At 61.8% G+C, this 16,950-nt stretch carries 14 protein-coding genes; 6 read left to right on the top strand and 8 right to left on the bottom strand.

Annotated elements, in window-relative coordinates; genetic code table 11:
- Positions 1-49: 49 nt before the first annotated feature.
- Positions 50-1,039 (bottom strand): agmatinase, encoded by a 990-nt coding sequence (gene speB / locus PQR40_RS32210; protein ID WP_408510648.1) that lies wholly within the window; start codon positions 1,037-1,039, stop codon positions 50-52.
- Positions 1,040-1,208: 169 nt separating this feature from the next.
- Between speB and PQR40_RS32205 the strand changes: the two genes are divergently transcribed.
- Positions 1,209-2,129, top strand: a complete 921-nt coding sequence (locus tag PQR40_RS32205; RefSeq protein WP_408238364.1) for a LysR family transcriptional regulator — start codon at positions 1,209-1,211, stop codon at positions 2,127-2,129.
- A 119-nt stretch (positions 2,130-2,248) separates the two neighbouring features.
- Here the strand turns inward: PQR40_RS32205 and lolA are convergent, their stop codons facing one another.
- Both lolA and PQR40_RS32195 read right to left on the bottom strand, forming a co-directional pair.
- Positions 2,249-2,986: an outer membrane lipoprotein chaperone LolA gene (gene lolA, locus PQR40_RS32200; RefSeq protein WP_408332925.1), complete on the bottom strand. Its 738-nt coding sequence runs from the start codon at positions 2,984-2,986 to the stop codon at positions 2,249-2,251.
- A gap of 244 nt (positions 2,987-3,230) precedes the next feature.
- Positions 3,231-5,546: a DNA translocase FtsK gene (locus tag PQR40_RS32195; RefSeq protein WP_408238358.1), complete on the bottom strand. Its 2,316-nt coding sequence runs from the start codon at positions 5,544-5,546 to the stop codon at positions 3,231-3,233.
- Positions 5,547-5,880: 334 nt separating this feature from the next.
- On the opposite strand from PQR40_RS32195, the gene trxB reads away from it, so the two are divergent.
- The 3 genes from trxB (at position 5,881) to PQR40_RS32180 (ending at position 8,561) form a co-directional block, all read left to right on the top strand.
- Positions 5,881-6,879, top strand: coding sequence for a thioredoxin-disulfide reductase (gene trxB / locus PQR40_RS32190; RefSeq protein ID WP_408510647.1), 999 nt, complete (start codon positions 5,881-5,883; stop codon positions 6,877-6,879).
- 289 nt (positions 6,880-7,168) lie between these two features.
- Positions 7,169-7,927 (top strand): Smr/MutS family protein, encoded by a 759-nt coding sequence (locus PQR40_RS32185; protein WP_408510646.1) that lies wholly within the window; start codon positions 7,169-7,171, stop codon positions 7,925-7,927.
- A gap of 13 nt (positions 7,928-7,940) precedes the next feature.
- A complete protein-coding gene (locus PQR40_RS32180; RefSeq protein WP_408238503.1) occupies positions 7,941-8,561 on the top strand; it encodes a trimeric intracellular cation channel family protein in 621 nt (206 codons plus the stop codon).
- 89 nt (positions 8,562-8,650) lie between these two features.
- Here the strand turns inward: PQR40_RS32180 and fliD are convergent, their stop codons facing one another.
- Positions 8,651-10,159, bottom strand: coding sequence for a flagellar filament capping protein FliD (gene fliD, locus PQR40_RS32175; protein WP_408238349.1), 1,509 nt, complete (start codon positions 10,157-10,159; stop codon positions 8,651-8,653).
- A 343-nt stretch (positions 10,160-10,502) separates the two neighbouring features.
- On the opposite strand from fliD, the gene PQR40_RS32170 reads away from it, so the two are divergent.
- Together PQR40_RS32170 and PQR40_RS32165 are read left to right on the top strand one after the other, a co-directional pair.
- Positions 10,503-11,162, top strand: coding sequence for a glutathione S-transferase family protein (locus tag PQR40_RS32170; protein ID WP_408238346.1), 660 nt, complete (start codon positions 10,503-10,505; stop codon positions 11,160-11,162).
- Between the two features lie 171 nt (positions 11,163-11,333).
- The gene (locus PQR40_RS32165; protein WP_408238343.1) at positions 11,334-12,251 is read left to right on the top strand and encodes a LysR family transcriptional regulator; all 918 of its coding nucleotides are present in this window, start codon (positions 11,334-11,336) and stop codon (positions 12,249-12,251) included.
- Between the two features lie 136 nt (positions 12,252-12,387).
- Here the strand turns inward: PQR40_RS32165 and PQR40_RS32160 are convergent, their stop codons facing one another.
- From PQR40_RS32160 to PQR40_RS32145, 4 genes are all read right to left on the bottom strand, one after another.
- Positions 12,388-13,503 carry an ABC transporter ATP-binding protein gene (locus PQR40_RS32160; protein WP_408238340.1) on the bottom strand — a complete coding sequence of 372 codons (1,116 nt, stop codon included), beginning with the start codon at positions 13,501-13,503 and terminating at the stop codon, positions 12,388-12,390.
- A 203-nt stretch (positions 13,504-13,706) separates the two neighbouring features.
- Complete coding sequence (locus tag PQR40_RS32155; protein ID WP_408238337.1) at positions 13,707-14,564, bottom strand: carbohydrate ABC transporter permease; 858 nt, start codon at positions 14,562-14,564, stop codon at positions 13,707-13,709.
- The gene (locus PQR40_RS32150) at positions 14,554-15,495 is read right to left on the bottom strand and encodes a carbohydrate ABC transporter permease (protein WP_408238334.1); all 942 of its coding nucleotides are present in this window, start codon (positions 15,493-15,495) and stop codon (positions 14,554-14,556) included. Before PQR40_RS32150 ends, PQR40_RS32155 begins: the two co-directional genes overlap by 11 nt.
- Before the next feature lie 197 nt (positions 15,496-15,692).
- The gene (locus PQR40_RS32145) at positions 15,693-16,940 is read right to left on the bottom strand and encodes an ABC transporter substrate-binding protein (RefSeq protein WP_408238331.1); all 1,248 of its coding nucleotides are present in this window, start codon (positions 16,938-16,940) and stop codon (positions 15,693-15,695) included.
- Positions 16,941-16,950: the final 10 nt, after the last annotated feature.

Raw genomic sequence — 16,950 nt, 5'->3', positions numbered from 1 at the left:
CAAACTGATCAGATCAACTCGCAGCTCGACCCGCAATTCAACCCGCGACTCAACGCCGGGAAGCCCGATACTCGACGCCCGGCAACACGCACAGCAATTCGAACGCGAGATTTGCGCCAAGCAACGCGGTAGTGCCGAACGGATCGTACGGCGGCGCCACCTCGACCAGATCGCAGCCGACGATATTCAACCCATGCGAGCCGCGAATGATTTCCAGCGCCTGCGGCACCGTCAATCCGGCGATTTCCGGCGTACCCGTACCGGGCGCGAAGGCCGGATCGATACCGTCGATATCGAATGTGATGTACACCGGTCCGTCGCCCATGCGTTCGCGCACGCGCGCCATCAACGGTGCCAGCGACTGGTTCCAGCACGCCTCCGCCTGCACGACTTCGAAGCCCTGATCGCGGCACCAGTCGAAATCTTCAGCCGCGTAACCCGTGCCACGCAAACCGATCTGCACGACGCGGTCGCAATCGATCAAGCCCTCCTCCACCGCACGGCGGAACGGCGTGCCGTGCGCGATCTTCTCGCCCATCATCGTGTCATTGACGTCGGCGTGTGCATCCACGTGAATCAGGCCAACCTTGCCGTGCTTGCGATGAATCGCGCGCAGGATCGGCAGCGCGATCGTGTGGTCGCCACCGAGCGTGATCGGCTTGCAGTTGTGCTGGAGGATTTCGTCGTAGGCGGCTTCAATGCGCTTGATCGAATCGTGCAGGTTGTACGGATTGATCGCGACGTCGCCGAGATCGGCCACACGCAGCGAATCGAACGGCGCGGCGCGCGTGGCCATGTTGTACGGGCGCAGCAACACCGATTCGCTGCGGATCTGGCGCGGCCCGAAGCGCGCGCCGGTGCGGTTCGACGTGCCAAGATCGAATGGCACGCCGACGAAGCAGGCGTCGAACCCTTCGGCCGAGCCGACGTTCGGCAGCCGCATCATCGTCGCGATGCCGCCGCAGCGGGGCATCGCGTTGCCAGACAACGGTTGCGGCCGTTCACCGGCCTCGGGGGAAATGAAGGAGGAAGTATTCATCGTGTCTCGGCAATGAAAAGGGGGCAGTAAGCAAAATCGTGCAACCGGCCGAGGGGTCAGCAAAAAAGCGCACCTTGCCGGGCGAATCTCGATTCTTGAGCACTTTCGCTCAAGTTAAAATACAAACAGAATAAACTTCACATTGATTCATAGCGATGTATCCTGACGTATGTTCTCCCAACTCACCGATCTCGACCTGCGGCTGATCCGCGTCTTCCTCGCCATCGTCGATGCCGGCGGCGTCTCGCCGGCCCAAGCCACGCTCAACGTCGGCCAGTCGACGATCAGCACGCAACTGGCCACGCTGGAAACGCGCCTCGGCTACCGCTTGTGCGAGCGCGGCCGCGGCGGCTTCAGCCTGACCGCGCGCGGTGAGCAATTCATCGACGCGGCTCGTGCCCTGCTGTCCGCCGTCGACACCTTCGGCATGCAGGCGCGCAATGTCGGCCGCAAGCTGGTCGGCACGCTCGATATCGGCATGATCGGCCACACGCCAGTGTCGGCAAGCGCGCGTATCAGCGAGGCGATCGGCCGGTTTCGCGCGCGCGATCAGTCGGTGCGGTTTTCGATTCTGGTGCGCTCGCCGGGCGAGCTGGAGGAATTCTTGCTGAATGGCCGGATTCAGATCGGCATCGGCTATTTCTGGCATCGCGTGCCGTCGCTCGAATACACCGAGGTGTTCGCCGAAGATCAGTTCGCGTATTGCGCGAAGGGGCATCCGCTATTCGCGTCAGCGGGAGAGGTGTCACCCGCCGACGCCGCAACTCACGAATGGGCGTGGCGTAGCTATCCGCTGCCCGAAGCCGAAAGTTCGACGACGCCGCAGAACGTCACCGCCGTTGCGGACAACATGGAAGCGGTCGCGATGCTGGTGCTGTCGGGACATCATCTCGGCTATTTGCCGGGGCATTTCGCAGCGCCGTTCGTCAAGCAAGGTCTGCTCGCGGCGGTGAATCCGGCACAGATGCGCTATCGCGTGGCGTTTCATATGGTCACGCGGGCGCGGCAGCATCGAACGGATATCGTTGAAGCCTTTATCGACGATATGAAGGCCGCGCATCCTGCGCAAGAACTGGAAGTGGATGAGTAGGGGTTCGGCACACCTGGCGCGCAGCGCGATCGGCGACCCATCGGCACTCGATCAGTAATTGAAAAGGCCGCGCTCGATGGCGCGGCCTTTTTGCAAATCAATCTGCAACAGCAATCAACCTACCCGTTGATCACATCCGCGCCCTTCGGCACCGTGAACTTGAACGCGTCGGCCGGCAGCGGCGGGTTCTTCTGGATGTTCGAGAACGTCAGCAGCGTCACGTTGCCGAACACATCGTGCAGTTCCATCGCTTCAAGATTGCCGTCTTTGAAGCCGATACCGACGCGCTGAAATTGCGTGTCTTTCGCCTTGGGCGTCAGTTCGAGCCAGTCGATACCGGCCTTCACGCCCGCATCACGCAGCGTGAAGTTCTTGTCCAGATCGTTGCTACCGAACAGGATCGCCGCCGGGCTCGCGCCGAGCGCGCCGCCGAGGCTGCGCACCGTCACCTGGTTCAGATCCTTGTCATACACGTAGAGCTTATCGCCATCAGCTTGCAGCAATTGTGCATAGGGCTTCTCGTATTGCCAGATGAACTTGCCGGGGCGCGCGAACGTGAACGTGCCGCTCGAGGTGCCCGTCTTACCAGCCGTGGACAGCACGCCGTTCGCGCCGCTTGCACCCTGCGCCTTGCTCGGCGCGCGCACTTCCTGCTGCACAAAGGTACCGCGCGCGGAATGAACTTGCGCGACGAACGCCTTCAATTGCTCGGTGCCGCTCGCGAATGCCTGCGACGCGACGAGCATCGACGCACCGATCGCCACACTGCCGACGCCACGTACGATCGTGCGAGCAAGTTGGCCGAAGCGGTTGGATTGAGCACTCTGTCGAGCGTGCTGCTGCGCGAAAAGCTGCATGGTGTTTTCTCCCTTGATTGAATTCGTTGAGCGGCCACGGCGGCGGGCGTTGAGAGCAGCGGCCGGGTGACCGTGGCGGCTGGCTTGAACCGCGAAGCCGCGGGACGAGCCCTCGGCCTTGGGCAACAGCTTAAGCAAGAAGCCTTAAACAGGACTTATGCGCAGGACTTATGTGCAGAACTTATGCACGGGGCTTATACGCTGCGCATTGCAGCCGGTTCAGCGGAATAGCCTTAGGGACGGCCTATTCCGCTTCCCGCGCCGGTGCAAGGATCTCGCGATTACCATTCGACGACATCGACGACACCACGCCCGAGTTCTCCATCTGCTCGAGCAAACGCGCCGCCCGGTTATAGCCGATGCGTAAATGCCGCTGCACCAGCGAGATCGACGCACGGCGGTTCTTCAGCACCACATCGACCGCCTGGTCGTATAACGGGTCCGCCTCACCGTCGCCCGAGCCGGTTCCCCCGGCGCCCGCGGAGCCTTCGTCGCCCTCGCCTGTTACACCGCCTTCGAGAATGCCCTCGATGTAGTTCGGCTCGCCCTGCTCCTTGAGCTTGTCGACGACGCGATGCACTTCCTCGTCCGACACGAACGCGCCGTGCACACGCATCGGCAAACCGCTGCCCGGCGGCAGGTACAGCATGTCGCCCATGCCGAGCAGCGATTCCGCGCCCTGCTGGTCAAGAATGGTGCGCGAGTCGATCTTCGACGACACCTGGAACGCCATCCGCGTCGGCACGTTAGCCTTGATCAGGCCGGTAATCACGTCGACAGACGGACGCTGCGTCGCGAGAATCAGATGGATGCCGGCCGCGCGCGCTTTCTGCGCAATCCGCGCGATCAGCTCTTCGACCTTCTTGCCCACCACCATCATCAGATCGGCCAATTCGTCGATCACGACGACAATGTTCGGCAGGCGCGACAGCGGTTCCGGATCTTCAGGAGTCAGGCTGAACGGATTCGGCAGCTTCTCTTCGCGCTTGGTGGCTTCGTCGATCTTGTTGTTGTAACCGGCGAGATTACGCACGCCGAGCTTGCTCATCAGCTTGTAACGGCGCTCCATTTCGGCGACCGCCCAATTGAGCGCATGGCCCGCCTGACGCATATCCGTCACCACTGGACACAGCAGATGCGGAATGCCTTCGTAGACGCTCATTTCGAGCATCTTCGGATCGATCAGGATCATGCGGACCTGGTCGGCGCTCGCCTTGTAGAGCAGCGACAGGATCATCGCATTGATACCCACCGACTTGCCCGAACCGGTCGTACCGGCCACCAGCAAGTGCGGCATTTTCGCGAGGTCGGCGCACACCGGCTTGCCGCCGATGTCCTTGCCAAGGCCCATGGTGAGCGGCGAAGCCGCGTCCGCATAAACCGCCGAGCCAAGAATCTCCGAGAGACTCACGGTCTGGCGGCGCTGGTTCGGCAACTCCAGCGCCATGAAGTTCTTGCCCGGAATCGTTTCGACCACACGAATCGACACTAGCGACAGCGAACGCGCCAGATCTTTCGCCAGACCGACGATCTGGCTGCCCTTCACGCCAGTGGCCGGCTCGATCTCGTAACGCGTGACGACCGGCCCCGGATACGCGGCGACCACGCTCACTTCGACGCCGAAGTCCTTGAGCTTTTTCTCGATCAGACGCGAGGTAAATTCGAGCGTATCGGCGGAAATGGTTTCCTGCGCGACCGGCGCCGCGTCGAGCAGCGAGATCGGCGGCAAGGTGGAGTCGCCCGGCAAGTCCGTGAACAGCGGCACCTGCCGCTCTTTCTCGACGCGCTCCGATTTGGCGGGGGTGGCGAGCGGCGGCACGATCATGACCGGCTCGTGTTCCTCGATCCGCACACGGCCCTTTTCGACCTTGCCTTCGCGCTTCACGGCGGCGGCTTCGCCCAATTTACGGTCGCGGCCGGCCTCGCGGCGCAGCTTGGCGAACGTGACCGCCGAAATGATCGATTCGCCGACCTTTTCCGACACCGACAGCCACGAGAAACGGAAATACAGCGACAAACCAATGGCCAGCACGATCAGCAGCGCCAAAGTGCCGCCCGTGAAGCCCAGCGCGTGCGACACCCCGCGCGCGACCGCTTCGCCGATCACCCCGCCCGGCGCACGCGGCAATTGCACTTTCAGCGACCACATGCGCAGCGCTTCGATACCGTCGCAGGCGAGCAACACCAGCATGAACGCAAACGCGTCCGCGAGCCAGCCGGCGTCGCGCGGCGCATCGTCCTGCAGTTCTTCGTGACGGGTGATACGGCGGTAATTGGCGGAGATATGGCGGCCGAGCAGCACGATCCACCAGTAGGCGGAGAGACCGAACAGCAGCAGCAGAATGTCGGATGTCCACGCGCCGACCCGGCCCGCCCAGTTGGCGATGTGGTCGACCTGTGCGGCGTGCGTCCAGCTCGGATCGTGCCGGCTGTAGCTGACGAGCGCCATGAGCAGGAACACGCCGAGCGCGACCTGCAAGATCCAGCGGATTTCGGTGAAAAGGCGCGACATGCGGTGCGGCAATGCCTGCGCGCTCGCGGAATAGGGAGCTTTTGCCATTGATCCTGTTGCTTGTGTGGCCGATCTGCTGCCAGAGTCGCGGCCGAAGCGGCGCCTAAGGCGGCTCCAGACCCGGCCCCGGCTGCCGGGTCCATCGATGCGGCCTATTGTAAACGCAGTGTCGGACGCGAGGCTGTAAATGACGGTAACTTAGCCGTTCGACCTCAGAAAAGGCGCCGGGACCCGCGGCAACGCTATCGCCGCGATCGGAAAGCTTCATGAAGCAGGCCGGCTTGCCGCCCTTTATAATGGCGCGCTAATACCCATCTATAGTTTCAGCTCAAGTCGCGCGGCCTCGCATGGGCGAGCCGGGCGCCGTAAAAGGATTTCGATCATGCCCGCAACTTCCACGAAACACGCCAAAGTTCTGATTCTCGGTTCTGGCCCCGCCGGCTACACGGCAGCGGTCTATGCGGCGCGCGCCAATCTGTCGCCGGTGCTCGTCACGGGTCTCGCCCAAGGCGGCCAGCTGATGACCACGACCGACGTCGAGAACTGGCCGGCGGACGGCAACGGCGTGCAAGGCCCGGAGTTGATGCAGCGCTTCCTGGAGCACGCCGAGCGCTTCAACACGGAGATCATTTTCGACCACATCCATACGGCCAAGCTGGATGAGAAGCCGATCCGCCTGATTGGCGACTCGGGCGAATATACCTGCGACTCGCTGATCATTTCGACCGGCGCATCGGCTCAGTACCTCGGCCTGCCATCCGAAGAAGCGTTCATGGGTAAAGGCGTGTCGGCATGCGCCACCTGCGACGGTTTCTTCTACAAGCAACAACATGTGGCCGTGATCGGCGGCGGCAATACCGCAGTCGAGGAAGCCCTCTACCTTTCCGGCATTGCCAAAAAGGTGACGGTGATTCATCGCCGCGACAAGTTCCGCGCCGAACCGATCCTGATCGACCGTCTGCTGGCGAAGGAAAAGGAAGGCCTGGTCGAGATCAAGTGGAACAGCACGCTCGACGAAGTGACCGGCGACCAATCCGGCGTGACCGGCTTGCGTATCAAGAACACGAAAAGCGGCGAAACCACAGACATCGCGCTGCAAGGCGTCTTCGTCGCGATCGGCCACAAGCCGAACACGGACATTTTCGAAGGCCAACTGGAGATGAAGAACGGCTACATCATCACTAAAGGCGGTCTGAACGGTTTCGCCACGGCGACCAGCATGCCGGGCGTGTTCGCGGCGGGCGACGTGCAGGACCACGTCTATCGTCAGGCGATCACCAGCGCGGGCACCGGCTGTATGGCCGCGCTCGACGCGCAACGCTATCTGGAAACCATCGAAGAGATTGGCGAGCATGTGATGAGCGCTGAAGCCGCGCGCTGATCTGCAACACCACGCGCGACGGTAAAATGGCGGCTGGGCATGGCCCGGCCGCCTGCTTTGGAGAAGGCCGCGGCTGAGAAGCTGGCGGCTTTTTTTGCGCCGGGCTGCGTCGTGGCTGTGCGATGTCTGCGCCGTATTTGCGTCGTTCCGGCAGCCGGTTGGCGTCGCTCCAGCGCCCTTGTGTACGCTTGCCCAGCCCGGCGGCCAGGCGTTGCGATGCGCCGCGGTACGTTTCGGTGCAGCAACCCGCATCGCGCGATCGATCTACCTTTCTGCGTGTATTACCGATATGCCGAAGAATCAGCCCCACCCCAGCGAACCGAAGCGCGCACGCGCCATTGCCAGGCCCGCGCCCGAGCCGGCCGCATCCGTCGTCAAGCCGAAGATCGAGCCGGCTGCGGGACTAGCCGGCCTCGGCGCACTGCGCGATGCTTTAAAGGGCGACACGCAACGGCGTGAACGCGAACGCGCGGCGGCAGTGGCAGCGCAGCGCGAAGCCTCGGCGGACGCCGATCTGTTTCGCCGCGAAATCGGCGCGGTTGCGCCACTCGCGGTCCCGCCGCGCGCGACCTTGCCGCGCAATCCCCCGTCGCCGCTGCCGGTGCAAACCAGACTCGACGAAGAAGCCGTGCTGCACGAAGCAATCTCCGACGAGTTCGATCCCGAGATCCTGCTCGAAACCGACGAAACGCTCTCCTATTGCCGGCCTGGAGTGAGTCAAGAAGTCGTGCGAAAACTGCGGCGTGGCGATTGGATCGTGCAGGCACAAATCGATCTGCACGGCATGCGTCGCGAGGAAGCGCGCGAGGCGCTGGCCGAGTTCATTCGTGAATCGGTGAAGCGCGGCCTGCGGTGTTTGCGCGTGATTCACGGCAAGGGTCTCGGCTCGATCGGTAAAGAACCCGTATTGAAGGGCAAAGTGCGCGCGTGGCTCGTGCAGAAGTCCGAGGTGATCGCCTTCTGCCAGGCGCGTCCGCATGACGGCGGCGCCGGGGCGGTGGTCGTGCTGTTGCAGCCCGGCGCATTGCCGGCGTACCCCAAGTCCTGACGGAGTCCCGGTGATCCATCCGAGGCTGACGCTGGCGCTGACCATCATGGAGGCGCTGGCTATTTTCGCGTATGCGATTTCCGGTTTTATCGAGGCGAGAACCCGACGGCTCGATGCCGTCGGGACCTTCCTCGTGGCGATCGCGACGGCCTTCGGCGGCGGCACATTGCGCGACGTGCTGCTCGAGCGGCGGCCTTTCTACTGGGTCGAGCATCAGCCCTATCTGATCGCGATCTTCGTGATGTCGTTGTTCGCGCCGACGCTATTGAAGATGGCGTCGCGCCTGCTCTCCGAGCGGGTCTTGCTGGTGGCCGATGCGGTGGGACTGGGCTTGTTCAGCATTTCAGGCACGTCGATCGCGCATGACGCGCAGATGCCGTGGTTCACATCGGTGATGATGGGAGTGTTGACAGGCGTATTCGGCGGCGTGATTCGCGACGTGCTGTGCAACGAGGTGCCGCTGATTTTGCGCGATTCGCGACCGTACGCAACCTGTGCTTTTGTGGGATGCTGGCTGTACGTGCTGCTGGATTACATGAACGTCGATACGGTTTATAGCGTGTTGATCGCCACCGCTTTTATCCTGCTCGCGAGGCTCGCGACGTTCAGGTTCGATGTCCGGCTGCCTCACTGAGCTTGCCTCACCAGGCTCGCCTCACCAAACCCGCCTCATAAATAAAAGCGCGCCGCCCCGAACCAGGCGGCGCGCGCTTTGAAACAACTTTACTTGTTGGTGGCCAAAGCCCCTGCACTCTTCGACCCGCCAAACAGCGCGGTCAGGTACTGCGAGTTGTTGTTCATCGTCGCCATCAGCGTGTTGAGCGCCGTGAACTGATTCTGGTACTGCTTCGTCAACTGCGCGCTGTAATTGGCGAGTGTGGTCTGCTGGGTCGTGATGCTCTTCAGGTCGGCATTCAGCGCCGTGCTGCGGGTGTCGATAATGCCACCCGTCTTCACGAAATCAGTAATGCTGTTGTTCAACTTCGCGCCAATGCCGTTGGTCGAGTTGAACAAAGTCGCAATCTGCGCCGGGCTGCTGGTGAGCGACGCACTCAGCTTCTTGGCGTCGATCACCAACGTGCCATCCGCCGGATCGCCTTTCAGCGTAATGCCGATCGAAGCGAGACCGACTGCTGAACTTCCCGAACCGACACCACCGCCGATGATCGACGCCAACGAATTCTTGATCGTCATCAGCGTCGAATCGCCGAGCAGCGCGCCGCCGGTCTTCGACGACTTGTCGTAGGAGGACAGCGAGTTGATGGTCGTGACGACGGTGTTGTAGAGATTGGCGAAGTTGGTGATGGCCGTGTTCTGCGCGGCCGTGTCCGACGCGATCGTCAGCGTCTGCGTGGTGCCGACCGCGGCGCTCGACAGATTCAGCGTGACGCCGGAAATCGCCGACGTGACCGCGTTCGTCGAACTGCTCGCCTCAATCCCGCCGATGGTGAATCGCGCGTCCTGAGCGCCTTCGCTTTGCCGCCAGGCCTTGTTGGTATCCGACGATACGATCGTGGACGCCGCGCCATTCGCGCCGGGCGTGGACGTCACGCCAAGGCTCGACAGGCCGTTATCGTTCTCGACATTGCTGGTGGACACGTCGATCGTGTTGGCCGCGCCAGTGGCAGCCGAGCGCAACACGAGGTGAGCACCGCCCGTGCCGGTCACGATGGTGGCCGTGACGCCCGGATTGTTGCCCGCTTTGTTGATCGCGTTGGCGATACCGCTCAGCGTATTGTTGGTGCTGTCGATCGTGACATCCATCGACTTGCCGCCGACCGCAATGGTCAACTTGCCGGTGCCCAGCTTAGCGGTAGCGTCGAACGCCGACGACGACAGGCTCTGCGACGCAGCGATTTGCGCGACGTCGATCGTGTAGCTGCCGGCGACCGCGCCGGAACCGGCCTTCGGGTCCAGGCCCTTGCCGCTCGCGGTCGCCCCGAAGGTCGACAGGAGCGTTCCGTCCGAGAGATTCTTGATCGCAGCCTGCAACGCATTCAACGCGGAGCTCAAGGCGCCATAGGCGGAAAGGACTGTGCTATCGCTCGTCTGTTTGGCCTTCAGCGCCGCCGTCTGGCCAGCCGTCTTCGCATTCACGAGGGCCGACACCAGCGACGCCACGTCCATCGTCGAGTTGCCGGTAGAGCCACTGATAATCGATTGCGCCGCTTGCTGCACCTGGTTCTGCGCGTTAGCGGTCGCGCTATTTACAGACGTAGTGATCGTTGACATGCAAAGGCTCCGTGCGTCGAGTTATTCGTTATTCACTGCGTGACGCCCCGGTGGTCTTTCTGATGACGGCGGCAACCCGGTTACGTCGTGGTCACGTCGGTTTTCTTACAATTTTTTCAAATGTTACACTATCTTTCTAAAAAGTTTGTGGCGTTTTGTCGTAACAAATCACTGCGCATACGGTTTTGCTCCCTCCGGTTTTAGCGCAAGCGGATGAACAACCGTCTGCCACTAAAATTCTCGTGTCTGTCGATTTCGCCCACCGTCGCTCGTCGTCAGGTAAACGGCCCCTCCGGCCGTTATCGCGCCACAGCGCGCCGAGTAACCGCCACAGGTGACCACGATGACCCTGAAGCTCTATGCCCACCCCTTCTCTTCCTACTGCCAGAAGGCGCTGACCGCGCTTTACGAAAACGGCACGCCGTTCGAACTGCGCCTGTTGTCGCACGACGATCCGCAGGTCATGGCAGAGCTCACCGCGCTCTGGCCGATCAAGCGTTTTCCTGTGCTGGTCGACGGTGGCCGAGTGGTGGTGGAGGCGAGCATCATCATCGAATATCTCGGCCTGTATCACCCGGGGCCGGTGCCGCTCTTGCCGGCTGACGCCCGCGCCGCGCTGGAAGTGCGCAGCATGGATCGCTTCTTCGACAACTACATCTCGACGCCGCAGCAAAGGATCGTGTACGACAGTCTGCGCGCCGAGCCGGAGCGTGATCCGCGCGCCGTGGCCGACGCCCGCGCAATGCTTGACACCGCCTACGGCTGGCTCGACAAGGTGATGGCCGGGCGCGAATGGGCGGCCGGCGATACGTTCAGCCTCGCCGATTGCGGCGCCGCGCCGTTCCTGTTCTATGCTGACTGGACGCATCGCATCGGCGCGGCGTTTCCTCACGTGCTCGCCTATCGGAAGCGGCTGCTGGCCCGGCCATCGTTCGCACGCGCGGTCGACGAAGCACGCCCGTATCGCCCTCTGTTCCCGCTCGGCGCGCCCGACCGGGATTGAACGCGCCGACGCGGCACGACCGGGCATAACAAGGCACGACGGGGCAACCGCGCGGGCAAACTGACAGGCACTCCCGTCTGCGCGCCCGCGGATCTCATTGCGACAACGCTATTTCCAACCTATACACTTCACTTCGAAACCTACTTCAGCCCATCACTCACAAGGCAAAACATGGACCGTTTCGAAGCGATGGAGATATTTACGCGTGTGGTCGAGGCAAACAGCTTCACCAAAGTATCCGAATCGCTCGACCTGCCCCGCGCCAAAGTCAGCCGCACCATTCAGGCTCTGGAGGAACACGTCGGCGTGCGCCTCCTGAACCGTTCGACGCGGCAGGTCAGCGTGACCGAAGACGGCGCGCTGTTCTACGACCGTTGTGTGCGCATCCTCGCGGAAGTCGCCGATGCCGAATCGTCGCTGTCGAACAAGCGCGAACATCCGAGCGGCACGATTCGCGTTGACACGTCCGGCACGCTTGCTCGTGCGCTGCTGCTGCCCGCGCTCGACGACTTCTACCGGCAATACCCGGAGATCGACGTACGGCTCGGGCTGGCGGATCGCAATATCGATCTGATTCAGGACGGGGTGGATTGCGTGATCCGCATGGGCACGCCGGAAGAGTCGAGTCTCGTCGCGCGGCACATCGGCGATGCGCGGATCGTGACCTGTGCGTCGCCGGCCTATCTGGAGAAGTACGGCACACCCACAACGCTCGATGAGCTCGGCGAGCATCGCGCTGTTAACTACGTTTCCGCGCGCAGCGGCAAGACCTTCCCGTTCGAGTACCAGGTGGACGGCGAGATCGTCAAGGTCACGCTAAAGAGCGTGCTGGCCGTGAATGACGGTAGCGTCTACATTGGTGCAGCGGCGCTCGGCCACGGCATCATCCAGCCGTCGCGCTTCATGGTCGCCGATCTGATTGCGCAGGGCGCGCTCAAGGAAATCCTCACAAGCTACACGAGCCCTGGCGCGCCGCTGTCTATCCTGTACGCGCATCGCCGCAATCTGAGCTCACGGCTTCGCGCCTTCACCGAGTGGGTCACCGAGCTTGCACGAAACAATCCGGATCTGCGTATCACGGGCGTTTGAGGTCTTGCCGCAGCGGGGCCAGGCTCCTGGCCCCGCCTGAGCAAACAGTACCTGGCAAACGAAGAAAGCCCCATGCGTTTCACAACACATGGGGCTTTCTTCACTTCAGTTCGAATCGCTCAGCGAATAACCCGCCTCAGGCAATCCGTTCTTCATTAGCCGGATCGAACAACACCGCCTTCGATGCATCGAACAGCAGCGTCGCATTCGTCAACGGTTGCGGATTCGACGCCGGGTGCACGCGACTCACAATGCGCTTGCCATTGACCTGCGCGAACACCAGCGTGTCCGGTCCGGTCGGCTCGATCACATCGACCTTGACTTCGATCGGCTGCAGATTCGCATTGTCGCCATGTGCGCCGCGCGCATCGGTAATCCGTTCCGGGCGCAGGCCCAGGATCACTTCGCGCCCCACGTGCGACTTCACCTTCGCGGAGTCGAACGGCAGGTTCAGCACGCCGCGCGAGCCGCCCGTATCCAGTTCGATGCCGACGCCCGAACCCTGCTCCACCAGCTTGCCCTGGATGAAGTTCATCGGCGGCGCGCCGATGAAGCCGGCTACAAACAGGTTCGCCGGCGAGTCGTAAATCTCTTGCGGCGCGCCGAACTGCTGGACGATGCCGTCTTTCATCACCGCGATGCGGTCGCCGAGCGTCATCGCTTCGATCTGATCGTGCGTCACGTAGACGATCGTCGTGCCGAGGCGTTGATGCAGCAGCTTGATTTCCGAACGCATCTCGATACGCAGCTTCGCGTCGAGGTTCGACAGCGGTTCGTCGAACAGGAACATCACCGGATCGCGCGCGAGTGCACGGCCCATAGCCACACGCTGACGCTGACCGCCGGAGAGCTGGCCCGGCTTGCGGTCCAGCAAATGCGTGATCTGCAGCGTGTTCGACACGCGATCGACGATCTGCGCCTGCTCCTGCTTCGGCACCTTGCGGATACCCAGGCCGAACGAGATGTTCTCGCGCACCGTCATGGACGGATACAGCGCGTACGACTGGAACACCATCGCGATGTCGCGATCTTTCGGCGACAGGTTGTTCACCGTCTTGCCGTCGATCTGAATCTCGCCCTTGGTCACGGTTTCGAGGCCGGCGATCATATTGAGCAGCGTCGACTTCCCGCAGCCCGAGCCGCCAACGAGAATCAGGAACTGGCCGTCTTCGATGTCGATATTGACACCCTTCAGAACCGGCACCCCGTTCGGGTAAGTCTTGTACACGTCACGGATGGAAAGGCTTGCCATGCTGTGAATCCTCTTGTCTCTGGTACTACTTGAAAGAGCCCCAAACCTGGCACTTCGTGCCAGGCCCCCTCGAGGGGGCTGAGAAAACTTGGGGCGGCCCGGCGTTTTCTCAGGAACATCTTGTCGGATGACGGCGGCGTTTCGTGCACTTCGTACGCCTCATGCAGAAAGCGCCGCCGCGATGCGTAGGGTCTAGCCCGGGTTTAGCCCTTCACTGCGCCCGCCGTCAGGCCGCGCACGAAATAGCGTCCGGCGACGATGTAGACGAGCAAGGTCGGCAATGCGGCGATGATCGCACCGGCCATGTCCACGTTGTATTCCTTCACGCCGGTCGAGGTGTTCACGAGGTTGTTCAGCGCCACCGTGATCGGCATCGAATCGACGCCAGAGAACACAATCCCGAACAGGAAGTCATTCCAGATCTGCGTGAATTGCCAGATCAGGCACACCATGAAAATCGGCAGCGACACCGGCATCAGAATCTTCGTGAAGATCGTGAAGAAACCTGCGCCGTCGATCCGTGCGGCTTTCACGAGTTCAGCCGGAATGCTCACGTAGAAGTTGCGGAAGAACATCGTCGTGAAAGCGATACCGTAGATCACGTGCACCACCACCAGACCGGTGGTCGTATTCGACAAACCGAGCATGCCTTCGAAGCGCGCCATCGGCAACAGGATCGCCTGAAACGGAATGAAGCAGCCGACCAGGATCATCGTGAAGATCGGATCCGCGCCGCGGAAACGCCAGTGCGTGAGGACATAACCGTTGAACGCGCCGATGATCGACGAGATCAGCACGGCCGGAATCACCATCCGCACCGAGTTCATGAAGAACGGCTGCATGCCGTCACAACGCACCCCCGTACAGGCACCGCTCCATGCCTTGATCCACGGGTCGATGGTCCAGTGGGTCGGCGGCGTGAGCAGGTTGCCGGTGCGCAGCTGAGCGATGTCCTTGAACGACGTGGACAGCATCACGTACAGCGGAAACAGGAAATACAAGGCGAACAGAATCAAGGCCGCATAAATGACGGCACGGCTGATCGTCATCTTAGGCTGCATTGCGGGTGCTCCTCGATTCCAGATACATCAGCGGCACGAGCACGGCCACAACGGTAGCGAGCATCATCATCGACGATGCCGCGCCGACGCCCAACTGCCCGCGATTGAACGAAAACGTGTACATGAAAATAGCCGGCAGCGATGAAGACGTACCCGGACCGCCCGCGGTCAACGCGACGACCAGATCGAAGGTCTTGATCGTGATGTGGCAGAGAATCAGCAGCACGGAGAAGAACACCGGGCGCATGCTCGGAATCACGATCTTGCGGTAGATGGTGGGCAAGCCTGCGCCATCCATCTGCGCGGCCTTGAAGATTTCACCGTCGACACCACGCAAGCCCGCGAGAAACAGCGCCATCACGAAGCCGGTGGATTGCCACACCGCCGCGATCACGACGCAGAAAATCGCCTTGTCGGGGTCGCCGAGCCAGCTGAACGAGAAGCTCGTCCAGCCCCAGTCGTGAAACACTTTCTCAAGGCCGACGCTCGGCGTCATGATCCATTGCCACGCCGTACCCGTCACGATGAACGAGAGCGCCATCGGGTACAGGAATACGGCGCGCAGCGCGCCTTCATTGCGAATCTGCTGATCGAGCAGGATCGCGAGGAACAGGCCGAGGCCGATACAGATACCGATAAAAGGAATGCCGAACCAGCCGAGGTTGGCAGCCGAGGTCCAGAACACATCGTTATCGAACAGTTCGCGATAACGATCAAGACCGACAAAGTCATAACGTGGCATCAGTCGCGAATTCGACAGCGACAGATAGCCAGTAATAGCAATGAAACCATACACGAAGATCAGGCTGATCACGACGCTGGGTGCGAGCACCAGCTTCGGAATCCAGCGATCGGCAAGGGCCGCCATCGGCGACGTGCGGCGGGTCACGGAAGCCGTGGATTTCCCGTTTCCGCTGATAGAAGCAGTCACTACTCGACTCCTGCTGAAACTGTACCGCCGGGGCGCTCACGCATGAAAAACGCGAGACCGGAACGGCGTAGGTATGACTCGATGAAACCAGGGGTGAAGTCTCTCGCCCTAAGTAACGCAACGGCTGCAAGCAATCTGAAGAGCGCGCCCAGCGCCCACGAGGGGAACCGCCAGGCGCGCCACTTCGCTTACTTCACTTACTTGGTCTTCGCTGCCTTCGCGAGCGCCGCAACCGCGGTCTTCGAATCTTCCTGCGAGTTCATGAACTTCGTGACCACGTCCGAGATCGCACCGGCAGCTGCATCCGGTTGCGCCATGCCGTGTGCCAGCGAAGGCACATAGCCGCCCGACTTGATCGCCACTTGTTCATCCGCGTACGACTTCTTCGCGCAGTCGTCGAACTTGGCCATCGACACGCCCAGACGAACCGGGATCGAACCCTTGTTCAGGCTGAACTGTTCCTGGAAGTCCGGCGACATGATCGTCTTCGCAAGTGCCAATTGACCCGGCGTTGCAGTCTTCTGGCCCTTCTGCTGGAAGAACACGAACGAGTCGACGTTGAACGTGTAAGCCTTCTCCGTGCCCGGAACAGCAGCACAGATGTAGTCCGAGCCTGCCTTCTTGCCGGCGTTGGCGAACTCGCCCTTCGCCCAGTCGCCCATGAACTGCATGCCGGCCTTGCCGTTGATGACCATGGCCGTTGCCAGGTTCCAGTCACGGCCCGTGCGGCCCGCGTCGAAGTAACCCTGGATCTTGCGTACCGTGTCGAACACGCCGACCATCTGATCCGACGTCAGTGTCTTTTCGTCGAGGTCGACCAGCGCCTTCTTGTAGAAGCCCGCGCCTTGCGACAGCACGACGTCTTCCCACAGCGTCAGGTCTTGCCACGGCTGACCGCCCATCGCGATCGGCTGAATACCGGCGGCCTTCATCTTGTCGGCCACAGCGAAGAACTCAGGCCACGTGGTCGGCGCCTTGCCGCCTGCCTTGTCCAATGCAGCCTTGTTGATGTACAGCCAGTTCACGCGGTGCACCGAGAACGGCGCTGCCACATAGTGGCCGTCTGCGTGCATGATCTTGTCGATTTCAGGCGGCAAGTTTTTCTTCCAGTCGCCGGCAGAGGCGTCGATCGGTACCAGCACGCCTTGCTGCGCCCAGTCCTGGATCAGCGGACCCTTGATCTGCGCAGCGCTCGGCGCGTTGCCCGAGATCACCTGCGTCTTGAGTGCCGTCATGGCAGCCGCACCTGCGCCGCCCGCAACCGCGAAGTCCTTCCAGGTGTAACCCTGCTTCGTCATGTCGTCCTTGAGGACACCGACGGCTTTCGATTCGCCGCCCGAAGTCCACCAGTGCAACACTTCGATCGACTCGGCGGCTTGCACAGCCGAGACGCCACACATCAGACCCGCGGCGCACAAAGCGCCCATGATCGCGCGAAATTTCATTGCTTATCTC

Origin of the sequence: Paraburkholderia sediminicola, assembly GCF_046026855.1 — a bacterium.
GTDB lineage: Bacteria > Pseudomonadota > Gammaproteobacteria > Burkholderiales > Burkholderiaceae > Paraburkholderia > Paraburkholderia sediminicola_A.
This window is presented reverse-complemented; position numbering and strand designations above follow the sequence as displayed.